This is a genomic window from Nostoc sp. LEGE 06077, assembly GCF_015207705.1.
Taxonomy (GTDB): domain Bacteria; phylum Cyanobacteriota; class Cyanobacteriia; order Cyanobacteriales; family Nostocaceae; genus Nostoc_B.
In genome coordinates this window covers 23816-45336 of the sequence record NZ_JADEWI010000030.1, presented here as the reverse complement: position 1 = coordinate 45336, position 21521 = coordinate 23816, and the positions used below count along the sequence as shown (strand labels likewise).

Sequence of the window (21521 nt, the reverse complement as noted above, 5' to 3'; positions counted from 1 at the left end):
AATTATTACGTTTCGGGCGATTTTAAAGCTTGATCTAAAACTTTCCGAGCTTGTTCTGCTTTTGTTCGCGCTTCTTGGTAACGCAGATTTGCTTGGGCAAAATTTTTCAGAACCTTAAAACCTTCCTTCAGGCGAATAATTTCCTCTTCGGTGACAGAGTTATCAGAAAACAGCACATCAACAGCTTGGCGAATTTCTAATGCTTCAGTGCGTGATTCTTGCACTTTCAACTTCAGCGTAGCCAAGTTACTTAACAATTGAACTGCTTGAGTAATGGCATCCTCACCGTTATTAGCAGTATCAATAGTTGATTCCTTGACTTCAATTAATTGTTGAGGGCCAAATCCTTCTTCTAATTCCGTAGGGAGTTTACCTGCATCCATCAGTTCCATCAACTGATCCATTGCTTTATCACGGGCTTTAGCTGAATCTTTGCCAGGAACATTAAGGATAATTTCTGGGCTTTGGGCGAGAGTATACTGAACCATATTTGAGGAGAAAAAATTTGCTGGTTAACCAAACCAAGGCAAACGATTTTAACATATATACAGTATTAATTTTACTTATTTTGTTAATCCACAGGGAATTCATCAGCAGCCTCTCAAGCTACTGAAAATAAAACTTTATACTAGATACAGATAGAGTCAATTTAAACAGGAGGGGAGAGCAATGGCTCCCAATCCCACTATCATGAACGCTGTGGAACAACTTGGTTATCGAGTTACCATAGGTGATGTGGCGACCCAAGCAGGATTAAATGTTGCAGAGGCTGGGCAAGGGTTATTAGCTTTAGCTGCCGATGCTGGTGGGCATTTACAAGTTGCAGAAACAGGTGACATTGTTTACCTGTTTCCGCAGAACTTTAGAGCAATTTTACGTAATAAATATTTGCAGTTACGTTTGCGAGAATGGTGGCAAAAGGTTTGGCGAGTTCTTTTCTACTTAATTCGCATTTCTTTCGGCATCTTTTTAGTTCTTTCAATCGCCTTAATTACTATTAGCATCGTTATTATTATTACTGCGGCTAATTCCGATCGCGATAATGACAATAGAGGTAGTAGTTATCGTGGTGGCGGTTTCTGGTTTTTCCCAGATTTATTTTGGTATTTTAGCCCTAATTACGAGACTCGCTACCAGCAAAGGCGACAGGAAAGCCGTCAAGGCCACGAGTTGAATTTCTTTGAGGCGGTGTTTTCATTTTTGTTTGGCGATGGTAATCCTAATGCCAAATTAGAAGAACGCCGTTGGCAAGAAATAGCGACGGTAATTCGCAATCAACGTGGTGCCGTGGTAGCAGAACAAATTGCGCCTTATTTAGATGACCTTGGCCCAGGCTATACACAAGAATACGAAGATTATATGCTGCCTGTATTGATCCGGTTCAACGGGCAACCCAAAGTTAGTTCTGAGGGACAAATAGTTTATTCTTTTCCCGAATTACAAGTTAAAGCCAGCAATAAAGGTCGTCAATCAGTACCAGTTTACTTAGAAGAATTACCTTGGCGTTTTAGCCAGGCTGATTCTGGACAAATTATGTTGAGTGCTGGCTTAGGAGTTCTCAATTTTGTTGGGGCTTTAGTATTAGGAAATTTGTTAAGAGATGGCATCGTTGCGGCACAATTAGGCGGATTAGTCGCTTTTGTCCAAGGAATTTATTGGCTTCTGTTGGCTTACGGTACAGGGTTCTTGGGTGTACCACTAGTACGTTATTTCTGGATTCAGTGGCGTAATCAAAAAATTGTGGCACGTAATCGCGATCGCTTGTCTCGCGCCAGAGTATTAACTAATCCAAATGCTAATTTACAACAAAAAATTGCCTACGCTCAACAATTTGCCGCAGAAAATGTGATTGACAACAAAGATTTGGTTTACTCCACCGAAACCGACTTATTAGACCAAGAAATCGAGCATTCTGCCCAAATTGAAGCTGAATGGCAAAAGCGCCTACAAAGTGGAGAATAAGAAAAATCAAATATGAAGTCTAAAGGATATATTTTCGTAAGTATTCAGGAGTCAAAATTCAGGAGTCAGAAGGTTTAAAGAATCAAGAGAAATATTTGATGAATTAATTTGCTAATCCTCTAGATATTTCTAAATTCTGGCTTCTGACTCCTGGGTGCTGAATTCTTACATATTTTATTCCTTTAGACTTCACACTTCAAACTTTTTTATCACTTAGCTTTAATCGGTGTTAAAGCTACACCTTGATAATAATGACCCAAAATTTGTAAGTGATTGATACCGCGTCGAGCTAAGTTGTATGCACCCCATTGGCTCATTCCTAATCCATGACCAAAGCCCAAACCTTGCAGGACAAAACTACCATCTGCACTTTTACTAACATTAAAGCGGGTACTTTTCAATTTGAGCGCGGTACGTACTGCCTCACCTTGGAGAACTTTTGTACCTCTGTCTCCAACAATTTTTAAGGTTTTAACACTCCGAAAAGGCGAGTACTGTTCGGGAATTATTTCCTTGACATTGCCGACACCAGAAATTCTGGCACTAATTTCCGCCGGAGAGAAGGTTTTCACCCAATTACACTCGCTGACATTTTGATCGTAGTCTTGAACAGCCCGCAGGTAAGGCAAAGTATTTCCCCAGACATCTTCCACATTTTCGGTATGTCCACCGGAACAAGCATGGAAAACAGAGAGAATAATTTTGTTGTTATAAGTTAGTACCTGTCCAGCCGTACCATCAACCGCGGCATAAGTAGAAGGAGATTCACTAACGACTCCTTTATAAATTTGCCAGCGATCGGGACTATCACCTAAATCGTAAATGGGATTATTGCGTTGTTTTTCCCGTTCGTAGAGGGCGTAGGTACGCGCTGCGATCGCTTGGGCTTTGAGGGCTTCTTGGGGCCAACTAGTATCCATTTCGCCACCTAGGACGCTGTAGAGGTATTCTTCAGCATCAACCCAGTTAACCGCCGTTAAGCCTTTTTCTGTGGGGACAACCAAAGTTCTACCACGATACCAGCGATCGCCAATGTAAACAAATCCTTTACCTGTGGGTTCAATCCAAAATAACCCAGATTGCCACTTATCTAACGCAACTCCGCCAGAAATTGCTTGGGCATAATATGCACTCATCGCAGGTAATTGCCCCAAAGTACGCCCAGTACTATCTTTGACTAAAGCAGATGTAGAACTACCGACCTTTACTTGATTAACTCCCCTCTCAATAGCCACACGTAAAATTACCGATGCTTGAGCTGGAGCAACCAAAGCAATCCACAAGAGGATACCCATCCACCAATGCCGGAATTTAAACTGAGAAAATAAAGAGCCTAAAAACAGTTGGAATTTCATGCTGATCATCTAATCACACTAGTATCTGCTTGATGCCTTGGACTATGGTATCTGCCACTCAAGATGAGACAGTTCTCCAATACAGGAGGTTGCCGTCTCCTATCAATTATGCATCGGATTTTTAGTAGAGATTAGAAAAAGAGGCAAAGAAAAAAGTAGAAATGGGCGACAAGAAGGCAAAGAAATTGACGGAGGATTGACCAAATTAAACCTGTTGGTGACTTCTTACGCCATTAGCGATAATCCCAATTAAATTTAAATGGCTCAAAATTTCTTGAGCTTGAATTAAATCATTTTGAGTTAGCTGACCCATACGCCCTACCATAGCAATTTCATGGCAATATCCAGCTAAAATTCTGGCATCGGCTGTACCTAAAATCGGCGGCGCATCAACTAATACTAAATCGTAAGTTTGCTCAAATCGTTTGATCAGTTCTTTCATTCGCTGAGAACTGAGTAACCTGATTGTATCTTCAGGTTTAGGCCCAGCAGTTAAAACATCAATTAGCGGGTGAACAGGCTGGATATAATTATGAATGTGGGTATTTGTTTCATCCAGTAATAGTAAGGATAAACCCCAATCATTTGATAATTGCAGAATTTTATGTAAGCTAGGATAGCGAAAGTTCGCATCAATTAAAAGAATGCGGCGATGCATTCGCGCTGCACTAGCCGCCAGTCCTAATAACAAAGTAGTCTTACCTTCTCCAGATAAAGCTGAAGTAAACATCAAAGATTTGCAAGGTAAAGGATGCTTAGATATTTGAAGATTTTGGTAGAGGATATCTAACGTCTCATGGCATGGCAACCAATTATCAGTTTCTGCAAAAGCAGAATTTAGATGGCGTTGTTTATTTCCAGAAATGTTCGGTAGCCATTTTTGCAATCCTCTTGGTGCTAGTTTTGGCACAGAACCTAGTAATCGTAAATTTGTCGATTGCTGTAATTCTTTTGTTGAGTAAATAGTGCGGGTAAACATTCCCCAACTTAAAGCTATGGCAATTCCTAAAATTGGACTAACTACCATACCTCCTAACAACAGTGATAATCTGTTAATTCCTGTTAGCTTGCCTAAACTTGGTTCTTCTAATACCTGCCATTCTAAACCCCCTTGGGCAATTTTTAATCCTAAAGACTGTTGCGCTTGAAGCATTTGTTCAAGTTGTTGGCGTTTAGCTTTGGCTTCTGGTAATAAACGGTTATATTGAGCAATTAAACTTGGATACCTACTGAATTCAAAGCGGAGCTTTTGTTCTGTGTCTGCCAAACTTTTTTCATTAGCAGATAGTCCTAAAGCTGTAGTTTGAACTTGAACTAATTCTTGTAATAATCTTGGATCAACTCCTTCGGTTTGTGCTGGATCAGCAGTAGGTTGTTTGATATTGCCTAATAATTGATTAACTTCTCTTTTTAAGAGCCATAACTGATTCTGGCGTTGCTCTTTGAGTTGTCCTATGATAGGTGACTCATCGGTATAGCGCTTTTGTTCTTTGGCTAAAGTTAATTCTGTATTTTTAAAGTCATTCAATAATGTTTGGTAGCTACTTGATTGATTTAACCGAGACGTAATTATGGCTTTATGAGATGAACTAGCTATTTCTTGCTGTAAGTTATTATAGCGAGCTTGGACATCTTGCATCTGGGCGCGAGTTATTTGTAGTTGCTGTTGCACCTCAGCCAAAGATTCAATCAAAATTTTGCTTTGTACTTCTGGATCAAGCAGATTATATTTACGACGAAAATGCTCTAAGTTTTTTTCTGCTTGATTCAACTCCTTTTTTAGATGAGGTATGCGAACATTAATAAAAGCTAGACCTTTATTTAAACGTTCTTGTTGTTGTTGAATATTATAATTTTGATAAACTTGTTGTAGTGCTTGCAGTACTTTCTTAGTTTTAACTGGATTGTCATCCCTAAAAGAAATTTTCAATATTTGGGACGGAACATGATTAGCGATAATTCTTTCATCTAACTTTGCTACTGTCAGTTTAGCTTGTTTTCCGTTGATGTCTTCTATTGTAATATTTGGGTAATCAGATCGCAGTAAAGATACAGCTTGTTCTATGAGTTTGGGGTTTAAAACCATGTTCATCTGCGCTGTGGAATCTACAACTGGTAAATTAAATTTCCCAAGTTCGCTATCAGTTCCATTCAGAATATTAGTGGTTGTGGTTCCTGGATGGGAATCAGCACTCACAAGCAATTGCATAGAACTTTGGTAATTAGATTTTGTATTTAGCGCAATTAAGCCAACAACTGACATCACTGCACAAGAAACACCTAGTACTAAAAAGCGCCGCCGCCGCAAAATAGCAGATACTTGTTTAATACTAACTTTGTTTAATATTATTTGCTGTTGCTTAAAAATCATCTTAGCCTCTATGAAATTTTTAATTAGTTAAACAATTCACTAGAATTAAATCCAGGAATATTTTTAGCAATCACAAAACTTATTTTAGAAATTTCATAACTCGACCAAATCTAATCCGGTATATTCTTTAGATCTTTTGAATCACAAGTATCATTAAATTGATACTTGGAAATACAGCAGATCAATACAAATATTTTTTGAGCGTAAATAATTCAAGGTAAATAGTCAATACTCTCGAAAAATCTTCATTAGATTCTAATCACTGGCTTTTATACACAAGTTATTTAATATCAACTACAATATACTGAGAGTTATAAATAATGCTGGTATTTTACGAATAAAATATCTTGCTTGATGTTGTAAGCAAAGCAAGTAAATAAAAATACTTGAATATATCATTAAAATAAATTAGTAATCAGAGATACCTTTTAAATAAAACAATAGTAAAAACAGCTAAAATTTGCTATGATTCTCTAAAGAACAGCTTATTTTTCTACGTAGTTTAACGAAAATGGTGGCTATTAAATGGTTGCAAAATTTATTGCCAGCAATAGTTATAAAAACATAGGCTGCTGTATCCAAAAAATCTAATTATTCTCTCGAAAAATATAACTAGTTAATAACCGTATATTTTATTTTTTACTAGCAGGAAGTAAAGGCATCTACTTTTGAGCTATTATGGCGATTGAGTTACATAAAAAGTTTATAAACTTAGGATATTCTTCCTGGTAAATGCTGACGGAGAATGTATGAACAAAATTTGCCTCAATATGACTAAATATATGTTGAGGTTTTCTTTAGTTGTTGGTTAATTGGCTTGTACTGTGTTGTTTACAGTTCGATATCCTGAAAAGGTTTAACCCAACCAACTTGAATCGCTCGATCAAGAGTGATCGCCGTTACAATAAACCACAGCACACTCTCACTAGCCAACACCGCACAAGGTAAACTCCAGTCAAATTCTACCTGCGCTAACCCCCGCACCAAACCAAAAGCCAGCACCCCACCAGCCTTTAGTTGAGGATTTTGATCTTGGCGGATGATATAGCGGTAAGTGACACCAAAGAGTAAACCAGAGAAACTAGCGATCGCCCAACTTACCAACCAGTGCCAATATACCGTAACTTGCAGACTGATCAGTATCTCAAAGTACTTTGCCAACAGAAGCGTATTGAGCAAATTCGTGAGCAAGCAGGTAAAACCTAGCGCAAAACCCCCAATTATCCCAGCTTTGAGTGACTCGATGCGTTCTGTCATCAATTGCATATCCGAAATTCTCTTCATTGTCAAAATAGGAAATAGATAATAGACAGTACGAAAAATCTGGTTCAGACTTCAGACTTTCTAGTGTCCAGTTCCAGGTATGATAAATATTAGAGACCTTTTGTAATTATTTGCAAAATTTAGAACTATGGGAATTTTGACATTGGGTTGGGTATCACTACTGGTTGTGTTCACTTGGTCGATCGCAATGGTAGTTTGGGGACGCAACGGACTGTAGAGGTATTGTGGAAAGCCCATTTCTGAGTATTCTGGCATTACTTGCTTTTGTGCTGTTAATCACTGTTACTGGTGGCGTTGGCTACTTAACATTGGCAGAATGGCGCGATCGCCGTCTTCGAGAAGCCGAAAAACGCGAACAGCGACGCACATCTGCCAAAAAGCGATAATGCGATCGCCGTTGAATGATTTTTTTGCAGGAATGCGATATTAGCGATCGCATTCCTGTATTGTTTGCAATTACCTAAAATTAAACAAATACCCCAAACAAAACTTTTTTGCGCTATTTTTTGATGCCAAAATTTTTGTACTAGCCCCAACAGAAACTAATACAAGTGTTAATCTTTATGATTGTGCAGATAACATTATTCATGAATAAATGGTTAAAATTGACATAAAAACTAGTAATTCATAGATTTTGGGGATGAAGACGTAGGTATAAATAAACGATAGATGTGAGTTAGAGGCAAAAAAGCATAATTTCCTTTATGAATCCAGATTTAACAATAAAAGTGAAGACAAAAAATCTTAATCTCACTGAGTAATTTTTAATTTACGTGAAGCGAAATAAATCAATATAGCTAGATATCAAATCATCTACTGTTATCTTTCCAATGAATTAGGGAATCCTATAATAGAAGACTTTCAATATTTAAAGTCCTATCAGGAATGGAAAACTCTTCTACCATAAAATCGAATTCACAACAACCAGAATACCAGTCAGATAATCCATTCTCCTTGTATCAGAGTGAGAAACAAAAAGCCTTGTCTGGAGTAATTTCTCGGATTCGAGAAACTTTAGATATAGATACCATCTTTAAAATCACCGTTACAGAAGTCCGACAGTTACTCAAAACTGATCGTGTTGGTGTGTTTCGTTTTTATCCTGAGTTGGGATGGGAAGGAGAATTTATCTATGAAGATGTAGGCTCCGAATGGGTTTCGGCACTAACTGTCAAACTGCGGGATCACTGCTTTGCCAAAGAATTTGCTGAACTGTACCAGGAAGGACGGATTCATGCAATGGCAGATATATATCAAGCTGGTGTCAGCGATTGCCACGTCCAGATTTTAGAACGATTTCAAGTCCGAGCTAACATAGCAGTCTCCTTAATGAAAGGCAAAAATTTATGGGGATTGTTATGTATTCATCAATGTAGTGACTCTCGGCAATGGGAAGAATCAGAAATTGAGTTTGTGCAACTCATCGCCGCACATTTAGGCGTAGCCCTCCAACAAGCAGATTACCTCGAACAAGTAAAAATCCAATCGACACAACTAGCACAAGCACAAGCAAGAGCAAAAGCCGCTGAATGGCAGAGAATAATTGCCATCACCGTTGAGAAAATTCGGCAGTCTCTAGATATAGAAAGTATTTTCCGCACTAGTACAGCAGAAATCCGGCAGTTGCTGAATGCCGATCGCGTCGCTATTTATCGCTTCAATCCTGATTGGAGTGGTGAGTTTATTTTTGAATCAGTCGCAGATGGTTGGATTTCACTCATTGATGAACAGTCAACGCAACCACAGTTAAAAGAAAATGTCAGCGAGTGTAGCGTTAAAGACTTAGCTGAAACTCCCATCATGGATACTTATTTACAAGATACAGAGGGTGGTGACTTTACCAGAAGTGAAGTATACCGGATTTGTAATGATATCTATGATTATGGTTTTACAGACTGCTACATCAAACTATTAGAAAGCTATCAGGCCAGAGCTTACGTCATTATTGCCATTTATCACGGTCAAAAACTCTGGGGCTTACTAGCAGTTTATCAAAACTCTGGCAGCCGCGATTGGCAAGAAGATGAAGTCTACTTGCTCACCCAAGTTAGTACCCAACTAGGTGTAGCTTTGCAGCAAGCAGAATTTTTACAGCAAATGCAGCACCAAGCCGCAGAAATTAGCAAAGCTGCTGAACGCCAAAGGGCGCTGGCAAATACTGTAGAAAAAATCCGCCAATCCCTAGATATTGACGCTATTTTTAACACCACTACCCAAGAAGTTAGAAGACTTTTGGATGTCGAACGAGTGGCAATTTATCGCTTTTATCCTGACTGGAGTGGTGAATTTGTCGCTGATTCCATTGTCGATGGTTGGAATCCAATTGTAAAACCCCAGCCTGTGACAGAACGCGTATTCCTGAAAGAAACACAAGCTGGTAAATATCCCCGTCATGAAGTGTTTGTGCCAATTTCCCAAGGTGAAAAGTTGTGGGGATTGTTAGTAGCTTATAAAAACTCCCAGCCCCGTTACTGGCAAGATGAAGAAATCAACTTACTCGCGCAAGTAGGCATTCAGCTAGGAGTAGCATTACAGCAAGCAGAAGCATTGAAACAAGTGCAGTTGCAAGCTGAACAACTAGCAAAAGCCGCTGAACGAGAACGCAAAGCCGCCGAAAGAGAAAAGGCGTTAGCCGTTACTGTCGAAAAAATTCGTCAATCCCTAGACTTGAACACAATTTTTGTCACTAGTACCCAAGAAGTTCAGCGGTTGTTGGAAGTAGATCAGGTGACAATCTATCGTTTTCGTCCCGATTGGAGTGGCGAATTTGTTGCTGAGTCAGCAGCCCCTGGTTGGGTATCAGTACGCAAACTTTTGAATGTTATTGCTAATGACTACTTGCAACAAACCCAAGGAGGCGACTTTGCTAAAGGGTATACCCTTGTAGTTAGAGATATTTATAGCAATCAAGATGCTCACAAATATATATCTTTGAGCCAGTTGATGGAAGCGCGATCATATATGATTGTGCCAATTTTTCAGGGAGATAAACTTTGGGGATTACTCGCTGCGTATCACAACACAGCCGCCCGTAATTGGCAAGAAGATGAAGTAGATTTATTGGTGCAGATTGGTAATCAATTAGGGGTAGGGCTTCAACAAGCAGAATTACTCGAACAAACTCAAAGACAAAAAGAAGAACTTACACAAACTCTCAAAGAATTGCAGCAAACTCAAAGTCAGTTAATTCAAAGTGAGAAAATGGCTGGTTTAGGACAGTTAGTTGCAGGTATAGCCCACGAAATTAACAACCCAATTAGTTTTATTTTTGGGAATATTACTTATTTAAATGACTACACAGATGATTTGCTGACATTGCTGCGGATGTATCAGAAATCTTATCCCAAAGCTAAAGCAGAAATTCGAGAGTTTTCCGAACAAATAGATGTAGATTTTATTACTAGTGATTTACCGAATATGCTCAATTCTATGACGATAGGAGCAGACCGAATTTCCCAATTAGTTTTGTCTTTACGCACCTTTGCCCGATTGGATGAAGCAGAAAAGAAACCTGTTGATTTACATGAGGGCATTGAAAGTACTTTGTTAATTCTGCAACACCGGCTGCAAGCAAAGAATAATTCTCTAGCTATTGAAGTTATTAAGGAATATGGTGACTTACCTCGTGTAGTCTGCTATGCAGCCCAGATGAATCAGGTGTTTATGAATATTCTCAATAATGCTATTGATGCTCTAGAAGACTGTGTGACTCAGGAGAAAATCACTTACCAGCCAAAAATTTGGATTCAAACAAAAGTTACAGCAGAGAATACGATTCAAATTAAGATTGCTGACAATGGTTGTGGAATTCCTGATAATTTGCGATCGCGTATTTTTGAACCATTTTTTACCACCAAACAGCCAGGACAAGGTACTGGGTTAGGTTTATCGATCAGCTACCAAATTGTTGTTGATAAACACGGCGGTCAAATCAAGTGTATTTCTTCATCTGGAAAAGGTTGCGAGATGTGGATCGAAATTCCTATGTCATCAAAAGATGTAGGTATGTAGGGTGGCTGTAATTATAGGGAAACCCAACATAATCAAAAATTTGTTGGGTTTCATTTTGTCAAATTAACACTGGTTTTTTAGCTTACCAATCAAGGTATTCAGATTGATTTGGGTAGGCCAGCCTAACGGAAGGTTGCTGGAATTGTATCCCCGATCGCGCAAATCTTGGATATATCGATTACGAATATAGGTTGTATCAAAGTTACCCAGACCGTTAAAATAAACATCAGTGAGATGAGCCGGATCTAAAGCCATTTCACCTCTGTAAACTGACCCATCATTCGAGTCATCCCAGCCCCAAGGTGTATTTGCTGAATTGTTACTACAAGTTGGTGTACCAGCACCACAACTACCGCTAGAATCTCCCCTGAATGTTCCCCAGCCAGCATAAGTTATCCCTGTAGAACTAGATGCTTCATCTAATTGACGTTGCCACAAACCACTAGAAGCAAATACATCAATTAACGAATACAATACATTGCGATCGTTCCCCGATGCGGGTACTTCCGCAGTAGTTTTAGAAGGATAGTAGATAATTCCGTCTGCACTGCTGTCTCCATTAAAATTGCCCGCGTAAGGCCAAGCTTTTAAGCCATGACCTTTGGCTTCCTGAGTTGTCAATGGGTGCATGGAACCGCTATAACTACTCATTGTCAGGGTTCCATCAATACTTTCTGCACCATTTGTTAAAGGACTACCACTCGGAGTAAAAGAGTAAAAGTCGGTGTGAAATACCGTCACAACTCCTTCGAGTTTGCCAAAGGTTGTACCATCTTTGCGAACGATCGCCAGCAAACCTTCTAAATCATTTTCATGTTCTTGGTCGAAGGGAATATCTGTCCAATCTTGGGGATGGAAAAAAGAATAAGTGATAAATCTGTGAGTACAAGTCTCAGCCACAGAATAGTAAGCATGGGCGCTGAGTGAATATAGCCCAAGATTATCCCAATTATTTGTACCTTGCCAATCACCATCATAGTTAAACCGCGTAATATAGTCACCGCTGTATTTAGTACTGTCGGTGTCTTGATAGTGAATTGGCGCATGATAAGCCGCTAAATCAATATCTGTAGGAGTTTGAGCAATTCCTGGTAAATTTGTCAAAATGCCAAGGGCGATCGCAACGCTCACTCCAATCGCCATCAGCAAAACTTTTTTCCAAATCATTTGTTTTCACCCTGAATGATCAACACAATTCAGGATAAAAACCGATATTTAAGAATTGATGTGAATTAAGTTAAAAATAGCTAAAAATATGGGTTAGAAGTTATCCCATTTCACCCTTCTCATTTAAATCCTAGCCAACAAAAAACCTCGGCGAAACTAACCGAGGTAAAGGGGAGAATAGAAATGACGATGAGTGATACAAATAGCGAAATTAGAAAATATTAGCTGACTGCAAAAGCAAACAAAACTAGAACAGAAACAAACATAGTTGCAACTGCGCCTTGTAAAACATAACGGCGTTGTTCCCAAATTGCTGGGTATTCAGCGCAGTAAACCTGGGGTTCAGTTGCATAGTTGTTGAGAATGCCATCTTCGTTGATTGTGGTATACATAATGTTTTTCCTTAGCTGTTAACTTATGTAAACAAATATAACAAGTTTGTAACGAAGTGTCAACATGACTTGACAAAAAAAGGCTAAATAATTTAACAAATGCTACTTAGCCGCTGCTGTATAAGGGGTTGACACCAAAAGGCGATCGCATCCCCACAAAATTAAATAGGGGTGCAAGACATTGCACCCCTAACGAGTTATCAAATTAATTCCAGAACTGGTGGCTAATTAAACCAAGCAGCAAACTGAAAGAATTGTCCCCGAAAAACTTCTAACAACTGCAACCAAGTATTTTTATCTGTGACTCTTCCCAATTCTAAATAGGTTGCAGCACCAGTTCCCTGCGCCCACAGCACCAAATCAAAGTTACTTGGTTGAGTGAAGACTTTGTTTAAATTAATACCTCTAACCTCACGTTTTCGCCAGAAGGGAATTAATTTTTTCCCTGTCAGTAAGGTATCCGCTTCATCTAAGAAAGTCAGCCAGCCATCAATCATCGGTTGAGTAACTACAGCATTGGGAATTACTCCCTTTTGTTGAGGGTTGGGTAGCCATTCGCGATCATTATCGGTTTCCGCTAAAATCAATTTCCAAGATTGACGACTTAAAGCTGTAACTGTTTGAAAATTTTGGATTGCAGTTGTTAAACGCTCTGGTTCTGTGAGGGGAAAATTAATCAGATGAACGAACGTAACAATGTCGGCAATAATATCAAAATCAAACCCACCGGATGCACTTCTACCCTCAACCAAAAATGGATAAGCGGTTTTTGGTTGAGCAAAAACTAGATGAGCAGTGGAATCAAACAATTTACTTTCGTCATAAGCCAAAACCACCTGAGCGATCGCCGACAGTAAATTGCAATATCCCTTCAGCCAAATGACATCACCCGCATCAAAAGCGATCGCTAAATTTTCAGCAGCTTTCTCTGTAGCTGGTATCCCTGTCAATAAGCTGAAAGTTTTCCAGAAAGATTCATCTTCTGCCAACTTACCATCAGCATTGAAATCGAGCCGTGTTAAACCGATCCGCAACGGTAGCTTGACTTGATTATCCTTGATAGGTTCGAGAGTATCTTTGACTTGAGTTAGATCATTGAGTAAGTCTTGTAAAATTTTTCGTGTATCTTGATATGTCACTGGCTGCGGTGTTGGATTTGTTGGCACAGGCAGACGTAAAATCGGGAAGAATTGCGTCACAAAATTTTGCTGCAAACCATAACGGTAGAGTGATTGCGTTAACCGTTGAGTTGCACCCATCAATTGCACAACTCCCAACTTAAATCGCGTCTGATCATCATTGGCGTTTTCCTGAAGCTTGGCCACAAAAGCTTCCTCTCCCTGTTGAAATTGAGCATTGATCAGATACTGCTCAATATCAGAAGGGGGTGTTGCCGATTTAACCAGTGGCGTGAACGATAATAATAAACTGATAACCAGTAAAAAAGAACAAACAAAAACCCGCATAAGATTTTATGACTTGAATGCAAACATTGGCGCTACTTTAACCTAAATCATCCTAAATTCTGCCAGATAATAGCTAAAAGTCGAATTTCAAGAGAATTATTTGTATAAAATTTACTACTACACCACCAAACTCAGCTTACGTATCCAGGTTTAGGCTGTATGGCAAATAGTGGGTAATTGCTAAGTTTCAGGATTTTTCTAGCTATCCACCAATTTTTTACGGAAATTCACGTAACAATTTCCACAATTTATGAAATTATTGGTTACGATTGTCTGGGTTTTACTGCTGGTGGGGTATGAATCTCTGTGTGGTGTAAATATAGTTTTATTACTAGTATTAGTCTGAGTCTCGCTTTATTAGTTACTGGTTGTGAAAATAAAACCTCCCAATGTCAGCGGCTAATTCAAGTCGTGAATGAAGGAAATACGCTCATTGATCAAAATAAAGGCAAGCAAGCAATCACTAGCTTGCAATTATCTAAAGATTTAGAAGCTATTGATACATCTTTAGAAGAACTAAAATTGGCAGATCCCAAACTCCAAGAATATCAAAGGCGTTTTCAAAAGGTGTTTGATAACCTCAGTCATGCCATTGCTAAAGCAGCTAACGCTTTGGCTGCTGCGAAAACAGCCGAAGCTTCGCCTACTGGTAGAGAAAAAATCAAAAAAGCCAGAACCGAAATTGATACAGCCTTAACCGCCGCCGCTAAAACCGCTGGCAAAGAATCAGATACTTTAATGAATGATCTGAATAAGTACTGTAGCCAGTCGGAGTAAAAGTGTGCAGGCTGAAGTTTAATTCTCGTACTAATGCCCAAACCCTACATCAGTAGGGTTTATTGTTGCTTAACGCAATCTACCTTACCAATATCCTATACGTTTCCACCTCTGTGTTTTTTCAGTGTCAGAAGGGTAATGCGGAAAATTCGCTTTATCCCTGATTTTTACTTTGTACCACCCGACTGGCGTGGCTAATTTCAGACTACTCTGTGGGAACGTCTGCCGTAGGATGCCTGGCGAACATACTTCAGATTTTTTATAACTTTTTATACAGAAATATCCTGAAGAACACCAAAAAACTTTGTCAAAAGAAATATTGGTGTTAGTCAACAGATATACCATGAGTGACTTAAGTCTACTGATGCTGGGTGTATTGACAGCCGGCCAAACATCTCCACCACATAATTTACCAGATCCGCCTGTAATTCATTCAGGTAGCGGGGTGTATCAGCTAACAGAAGAGAATTTATCACCAAATTCTCCATCGCCTGAAATCACACCGCCTGAATTCGTGCAGCCTGACAACACATCGGAAACTATTGCTGCACCTGTAAATGACAAGTATCAAAATCTACTTAATAAAATTCATAAAAATAATAGTTGGCAAAATTCTGTCAACCAAGACTCCCAACCACTAGCAGAAACTACACCACAACTATCACAATCTGTGCAACTACTAATTGCTCCAGAATCTCCCGCCGTACCAGAGTTTTCTGAGACATCTGAGTCGGATGATCAGATGTCTCAAGTGACATCGGTGTCGCAACTAGATGATGTACAACCCACTGACTGGGCTTTTACTGCTTTACAGTCTTTAGTTGAACGCTACGGTTGTATAGCCGGAAAAAACGAGAATTATATAGGTAACAGTGCTGTAAATCGTTATGAATTTGCCTATAGTTTAAATGTTTGTCTCAATCACATTCAAGAATTAATTAATAAAAATCAAGCTAATAGTGTTAGTCAAGCAGAATTAGACCAAATACAAAGATTACAGACTGAGTTTCAGACTGAATTACAAGAAGTAATACAACGTATTGATGTTTTAGAAAATAAAAATGTGGAATTAAAGTCTCATCAGTTTTCCACAACAACCAGATTATTTGGGCAAGCTATTTTTAGTCTTCAAGGCACAAATACGACTAATGTTGATTTGTTTCCTAGAGATGGTATACCAGAGCGTCAAGGTAAGACAAGCCTCACTTTTACGAATAGCGTACAGTTAACCTTAGCAACTTCCTTCACTGGAAAAGATTTATTAATTACAGGGCTATCAGCCGGAAATTTAGGTTCTAATGCCTCGTTAGTCTCTCACAATATGGGGCGATTGAGTTTTGAGTCGAATACAGATAATCAAGTAGTTCTGAATGACTTATCTTATCGGTTTTTACTAGCAGATAACTTGGGAGTTGTGGTGGGTTCGGCTGGTGTGAATGCAGCTACTACCTTTCGGGGAATTAACCCCTTAGAAGGTTCGGGAGATGGCGCAATTTCCCAGTTTGGTCAGCGTAACCCAATTTTGAATATTGGCAGTGGTACTGGTGGTATAGGTTTTGACTGGGAAATTAGCGATCGCATTAGTCTCCAAGGTGTATATAGTTCAGAAATTCCCAGTTTTCCAGGTAATAGTAATTCTGCGGGATTATTTGGTGGTAGATATAGCGCCGGCGCACAACTCACTCTCGCGCCCACTAATAATCTAGATATCGGTATAGATTACATATATTCCCACTCCCCCAATGATTTACTCGGTACTGGGATTGGTGACGCGCAATTAATTTCACCATTTGCACCTAGTACAGCTTTTAATACCCATGCTGTTGGTGCTACCGTCGCCTGGCGTGTCAATGATAATTTGCAGTTGGGCGGTTGGGGTGGTTTTTCTAGCTCTAAACCAGTTAATCTCTCTGGTAGTGTAGAAACTGCTAACTGGATGTTATTTGCAGCGTTACCTAATTTGGGTAGGGCTGGTAACTTGGGTGGGATTTTGGTCGGACAACCCCCTAAAATCACTTCTAGCAACTTACCCGATGGCTTTAATTTTCCGAACTTTTCCAATGGGGGAACGCCAGGGGGACGCAACGATACATCATTGCACGTCGAACTTTTTTATCGCGCTCAACTCAATGACCGTTTATCTTTAACACCAGGCTTATTAGTTGTATTCAATCCCGATCATAATGCTGCTAACGACACTTTGATAGTAGGCGCATTGCGAGCAGCTTTCCGGTTTTAATTCCGTAATCATGTAAATGTAATCACAGGGGGCGAAACCCCTACTCCGTGTTGTCTTAATACTCCTGACTGTCAGCAATCTTTGAGAATTCACAAGTTATATTTTCGACTTTTTAATCACGCAGGAGATTCCTCAGCGTGTTGTTTTTCATGAACAAATAAGGAGCAAATTTTTCATGCAATTCAAATCATCAGTCACAAAGATCGGCTGTGCAGTTTTGGGTAGTAGTAGTTTAGCCGCAGTTTTTATTGGTTTAGGCGGAAGCAGTGCTTCGGCTCAACTGATCATTGAAAGTACTGGGACAATTTCAGGTACCTTGGAACTGCCGAGTTTTAATCCTAATTTTAATAACTCGGTCACACGCATCGATACTGATTCTCAAGGATTGTACCAACGAAATATAGGTACTGCGAGTAGGCCGAATTATGTGCCTGTTTATAAGTCAGACTACGTGAAGGTACTAACACGTGCTGATGGTAGTTTGCGTTATGTCGTTGATTTTAAAGGCATCCCCGTGATTTCTTTCAACGGGGTTTTGACTTCGCCAGCGCTGTCTGGTGGTAAATTAACACCCTTTACTTATCAAGGAAAAATCCCTAATATTTCCTTTCAAGGTGTGGTTCAAGATGAGTTTGGCTTTGCTAAAGCTTACTATACAGGGGTTGTTACCGACCCCAAAACTGGTCAGCAATATCAAGGGACTTTTCAGTTAAATGGCCAAGGGCCAAGATATAGCGATCGCAATGGTGGCGAAAGTCCGACAGTCTTTGATTATAAATCGGATATTCCTGGTACTACGCCAGATCCCACCCCCTATGAGATGAAAAATACTCCTTTGGTAAGGTTGACAATTACCGTACCTGCGGATGCGACACCGATTAATTCCAGTGGTGGGACTACTCCAACTACACCTGTTGTCAGTAATCCTTCTCCTTCAACACCAACTCCGTCTACACCTGTGCCTGTATCCGTAGATAGTGGTGCGATCGCTAAGGCTCCGACACAATCTAATAATGGCAGTACATTTGGTCAATCTAATTCCCCATCGCCCTCTAGTGAATCTAATATAGAGTTCAGTAGTGGCTATTCCCTCAGCGCTAATCCCGTCAGTTTAGAAGCTTCTAGCGTCGCGCCTAAGATTTGTGACCAAGAGTCTGTCAATTGTCGCCCACAAGTGACTGCGGCTAAACAAGCAATTGGCCCCCGCAGTCGAGTTTTAGTGCGTTAGCTACTGGGAAATATCAAATTTTTAATTTTTCGGGAATTGCTTTAGGGCAGATTGTATCTAAGAAACGACTAAAAAAATACGACCTCCTAGAGCAAAAATTATACTGGGAGTGTGACTAGCAAAACTGCTACTCACACTCCCAGATTTCTGCTAAATATATCTCTGATAATTTTCTGGTTATACTAATTAAGCAGTAGCTAGTTTCAGATCTGGGTAGAAAATATCCAAAAATATTAAAAGTAATTTTTTCCCAACTTATCAGTTAACCACAGAGTTAAGACTCAAGAACGATATTAAATCAATCACACATCTTGCAAGTGAGCATTTATGAAAGGGGAATTGATTGAATTGATAGCCAGAGTTTTACAGGTCTTACGGATCAACATGAATTGGATGACGTGGAACCTGTTTTTGGCTTTTATACCTTTGGCTTTGAGTGTTTGGTTGTTCCGCACAAAACGGGGACGTTCTTGGGTTTGGTGGTTGGGATTTAGTGTATTTTATGCTTTCTTACCAAATGCGCCGTATCTATTAACCGATGTCATTCATCTGATCGACGATATTCGGACAATCCAATCAGTATTAATGATCACGTTAGTATTAATTCCAGTTTATTTGCTGGTAATTTTTGCTGGCTTTGAAGCTTATGTTATATCTTTAATCAATTTAGGTTACTATTTACACCGCATCGGCAAAAGCCACTGGATTTTTAGGATTGAATTAATTACTCATGCTCTTTGTGCAGTTGGGATTTATTGGGGCAGATTTTTACGTTTCAACAGTTGGGATTTTATTACTCAACCGGATGCGTTATTGACTAAAGGTGTCGAGGAACTTTTGGGTAAACAGCCTTTAGTACTAATAACTATTACGTTTGTGATTCTTCTCGGTTTGTATTGGATGATGAAACGAGTTAGTTTAGGTTTCGTGAGTCCATCAGCACAAGGGATCAATGTTCAGTCAAATTCGGCCAATACTGATACACCCAATGCTTAATAAATGCAAATTCTTGCTCAAATTGTTGAATAAAAATTTGAATTAATACGCCTAAAATGGGCGTATTTTTTTAATCCACTTTTATACTTACCAATTTATCCATCTAAAGAATGGTGAGTTGGTGAGTATTTTTTATCAAAAGAAAGATGTATTTTTCAGTATCTAGCTTTGAAATAAATCTAGATCATGCCATCTGTATGGATGTAAATAGGAGCTTTATAATATGACACTATTATCTATTGATGAACTCAAAACTTTAACTGAAAATACTGATAAACCCTGTATTTCTCTATATATGCCTATGCAAAAAGCAGGGCCAGAGATTCGGCAAAATCCGATTCGCTTTAAAAATTTAATCCGGGAAGCACAAGCCCGCTTAGAAGCAATGGAAATCAGCCAAAATGAGGCGAATCAGTTGCTTCAGCCAGCAATGGAACTGGATACAGGGGAATTTTGGGAAAATCAAGACCAAAGTTTAGCTATTTTTATTGCGCCGGGAATATTCCGCTATTATCAATTGCCAATGGAATTTGCAGAGTTGGTAGTTGTGAGCGATCGCTTTCACATTAAACCATTACTACATTTAATTAATAATGATGGGAAGTTCTATGTTCTGGCTTTGAGTCAACAGGATTTGAAATTTTTTGCAGGTACGCGCTCTGGTTTGGATGAAGTAGAAGTAGAAAATCTGCCTAAGAGTCTTGATGAAGCTCTTTTATATGACGAAACTGCTAAAGATGGTCAATTTCGCATCGCCACAAAAAAAGGTAGCACTGCAACTTCTTTTTCAAGTTCACAGCCAGGTGCATTTCACGGACAGGGAAGTCCAGACCGAGATCAACACCAAGAAGCAATTTTGCAATTCTTTCACATAGTTGATGCTGAACTCCATGAAAAACTGCGGGAAGAAACAGCACCACTAATTTTGGCAGGGGTAGATTATCTTCACCCTATTTACCGCCAAGCCAATAGTTATACCAATTTACTCGAACAAGGTATTACTCGCAGACCAGAACTTTTCCAAACTGATGAATTACACGCAGATGCTTGGGAAATTGTTGAGCCGTTATTGCATGAGCCTGAACAGCAAGCGATGGAGCTTTATCAACAATTGGCCGGGGAAGGTACTGGTACAGCTTCTAGTGATCTGAAAGAAATTGTGGCTGCTGCTTATTACCAAAGAGTTGATTCTTTGTTTGTACCTGTAGGACAACAAATTTGGGGCAAGTTTGACCCAGAAACCATGAATGTTGATATTCACTCAGAACCAGAACCAGATGATCAAGATATGCTAGATTTTGCCGCGATTCATACGATTCTCAACGGTGGCAAGGTTTATGCTGTGGAACCAGAAAAAATGCCAAGTCAGGTACAAGTAGCAGGTATTTTCCGATATTGATGGTTTTTGTAGTGTTGTATACAGTTGAACAAGCTATATACAACACTTATGCTGAATAATCTTCGTGCTTTGTTGAGTCCATCTCTAATCGGTCTAGCTGTTTTCAGCCAGATGGCTGTATTTGCCCAGTCAAGTAGTGCAGAAACTATTACTGGGCAATTAGGTAATGTTAGTGCAGAAATATCTTACGAAAAACCAGAGGAATATCAATATAAAAACGTCCGTTTGCAGATTAGCCGCGCAGGTAAAGTTGTTTTAGATCAAAAACTGCCCCAAGAAAGTGAATATGACCGACCTGTAGGCGGTATATATGAGAAAGAAGATAAGTTACCCATACTAGATTTAGACGGTGACAAAGAACCAGAAGTAGTTGCCGATTTTTTTACAGGTGGCGCACATTGTTGTACTTATTCTTTGATTTATCGCTATGACAAAAAATCCCAAAAGTATACTCCAATTCGCCATGACTGGGGTAATGGGGCTTATCGGCTCAAAGATTTAGATAAAGATGGCATCGTAGAACTTGAGAGTCAAGACGATCGCTTTGCTTACGCATTTACAGCTTATGCTGCTTCTGCCTATCCGCTGCAAATTTGGCAATATCGTCAAGGCAAAATGGTTGATGTGACTCGCCGCTATCCTAAGTTAATTTATAGCCATGCTTCTGAGTTATGGAAAACTTACACCGAGATTCGTCAACAAGGTGATGACGGTAAAGGATTTTTAGCTGCGTATTTGGCAGATAAGTATTTACTCGGTCAAGGAGAAGATGGCTGGAAGCGAGTCCGACAAGCTTATACCAAAAGCGACCGCAATCAATATTTTGCTGATATACGTAAGTTTTTCCGGGAAACTGGATATATTAAGTAAAATT

17 protein-coding genes are annotated in these 21521 nt (G+C 39.4%); 10 read left to right on the top strand and 7 right to left on the bottom strand.

What is annotated here, in order from left to right; genetic code table 11:
• Positions 1-5: 5 nt before the first annotated feature.
• Positions 6-488 (bottom strand): hypothetical protein, encoded by a 483-nt coding sequence (locus IQ244_RS18750; RefSeq protein WP_193896799.1) that lies wholly within the window; start codon positions 486-488, stop codon positions 6-8.
• Between the two features lie 181 nt (positions 489-669).
• On the opposite strand from IQ244_RS18750, the gene IQ244_RS18745 reads away from it, so the two are divergent.
• A complete protein-coding gene (locus IQ244_RS18745) occupies positions 670-1962 on the top strand; it encodes a hypothetical protein (protein ID WP_193896797.1) in 1293 nt (430 codons plus the stop codon).
• 209 nt (positions 1963-2171) lie between these two features.
• On the opposite strand, the gene IQ244_RS18740 is transcribed toward IQ244_RS18745, so the two are convergent.
• The 3 genes from IQ244_RS18740 to IQ244_RS18730 form a co-directional block, all read right to left on the bottom strand.
• Entirely contained in the window at positions 2172-3317 is a 1146-nt protein-coding gene (locus tag IQ244_RS18740; protein ID WP_193896795.1) for a SpoIID/LytB domain-containing protein, read from the bottom strand.
• Between the two features lie 205 nt (positions 3318-3522).
• Positions 3523-5688 carry a GumC family protein gene (locus IQ244_RS18735; protein ID WP_193896793.1) on the bottom strand — a complete coding sequence of 722 codons (2166 nt, stop codon included), beginning with the start codon at positions 5686-5688 and terminating at the stop codon, positions 3523-3525.
• Positions 5689-6519: 831 nt separating this feature from the next.
• Positions 6520-6945 carry a hypothetical protein gene (locus IQ244_RS18730; RefSeq protein WP_228059008.1) on the bottom strand — a complete coding sequence of 142 codons (426 nt, stop codon included), beginning with the start codon at positions 6943-6945 and terminating at the stop codon, positions 6520-6522.
• A 154-nt stretch (positions 6946-7099) separates the two neighbouring features.
• On the opposite strand from IQ244_RS18730, the gene petN reads away from it, so the two are divergent.
• The 3 genes from petN to IQ244_RS18715 all read left to right on the top strand — a co-directional run bounded on the left by petN (position 7100) and on the right by IQ244_RS18715 (position 10983).
• A complete protein-coding gene (gene petN / locus IQ244_RS18725) occupies positions 7100-7189 on the top strand; it encodes a cytochrome b6-f complex subunit PetN (protein ID WP_083468698.1) in 90 nt (29 codons plus the stop codon).
• Positions 7190-7196: 7 nt separating this feature from the next.
• Positions 7197-7358, top strand: a complete 162-nt coding sequence (locus IQ244_RS18720) for a hypothetical protein (protein ID WP_193896789.1) — start codon at positions 7197-7199, stop codon at positions 7356-7358.
• Positions 7359-7857: 499 nt separating this feature from the next.
• Positions 7858-10983, top strand: a complete 3126-nt coding sequence (locus tag IQ244_RS18715) for a GAF domain-containing protein (RefSeq protein ID WP_193896787.1) — start codon at positions 7858-7860, stop codon at positions 10981-10983.
• Positions 10984-11046: 63 nt separating this feature from the next.
• Here the strand turns inward: IQ244_RS18715 and IQ244_RS18710 are convergent, their stop codons facing one another.
• From IQ244_RS18710 to IQ244_RS18700, 3 genes are all read right to left on the bottom strand, one after another.
• Positions 11047-12150, bottom strand: coding sequence for a hypothetical protein (locus IQ244_RS18710; RefSeq protein WP_193896785.1), 1104 nt, complete (start codon positions 12148-12150; stop codon positions 11047-11049).
• 221 nt (positions 12151-12371) lie between these two features.
• On the bottom strand, positions 12372-12542 hold the full coding sequence (psb34, locus tag IQ244_RS18705) for a photosystem II assembly protein Psb34 (protein WP_193896783.1): 171 nt from the start codon (positions 12540-12542) through the stop codon (positions 12372-12374).
• Positions 12543-12766: 224 nt separating this feature from the next.
• Positions 12767-14008, bottom strand: a complete 1242-nt coding sequence (locus tag IQ244_RS18700) for a hypothetical protein (protein ID WP_193896780.1) — start codon at positions 14006-14008, stop codon at positions 12767-12769.
• A 300-nt stretch (positions 14009-14308) separates the two neighbouring features.
• Here IQ244_RS18700 and IQ244_RS18695 point away from each other — a divergent pair, with 300 nt between their 5' ends.
• From IQ244_RS18695 to IQ244_RS18670, 6 genes are all read left to right on the top strand, one after another.
• Positions 14309-14785: a hypothetical protein gene (locus IQ244_RS18695; protein ID WP_193896852.1), complete on the top strand. Its 477-nt coding sequence runs from the start codon at positions 14309-14311 to the stop codon at positions 14783-14785.
• 343 nt (positions 14786-15128) lie between these two features.
• Positions 15129-17024, top strand: coding sequence for an iron uptake porin (locus IQ244_RS18690; protein WP_193896778.1), 1896 nt, complete (start codon positions 15129-15131; stop codon positions 17022-17024).
• Between the two features lie 175 nt (positions 17025-17199).
• On the top strand, positions 17200-18252 hold the full coding sequence (locus IQ244_RS18685) for a hypothetical protein (RefSeq protein WP_193896776.1): 1053 nt from the start codon (positions 17200-17202) through the stop codon (positions 18250-18252).
• 327 nt (positions 18253-18579) lie between these two features.
• A complete protein-coding gene (locus IQ244_RS18680; protein ID WP_193896774.1) occupies positions 18580-19248 on the top strand; it encodes a DUF1361 domain-containing protein in 669 nt (222 codons plus the stop codon).
• 223 nt (positions 19249-19471) lie between these two features.
• Positions 19472-20647, top strand: coding sequence for a hypothetical protein (locus tag IQ244_RS18675; RefSeq protein WP_193896772.1), 1176 nt, complete (start codon positions 19472-19474; stop codon positions 20645-20647).
• Between the two features lie 48 nt (positions 20648-20695).
• The gene (locus IQ244_RS18670; RefSeq protein WP_193896770.1) at positions 20696-21517 is read left to right on the top strand and encodes a hypothetical protein; all 822 of its coding nucleotides are present in this window, start codon (positions 20696-20698) and stop codon (positions 21515-21517) included.
• Positions 21518-21521 lie beyond the last annotated feature (4 nt).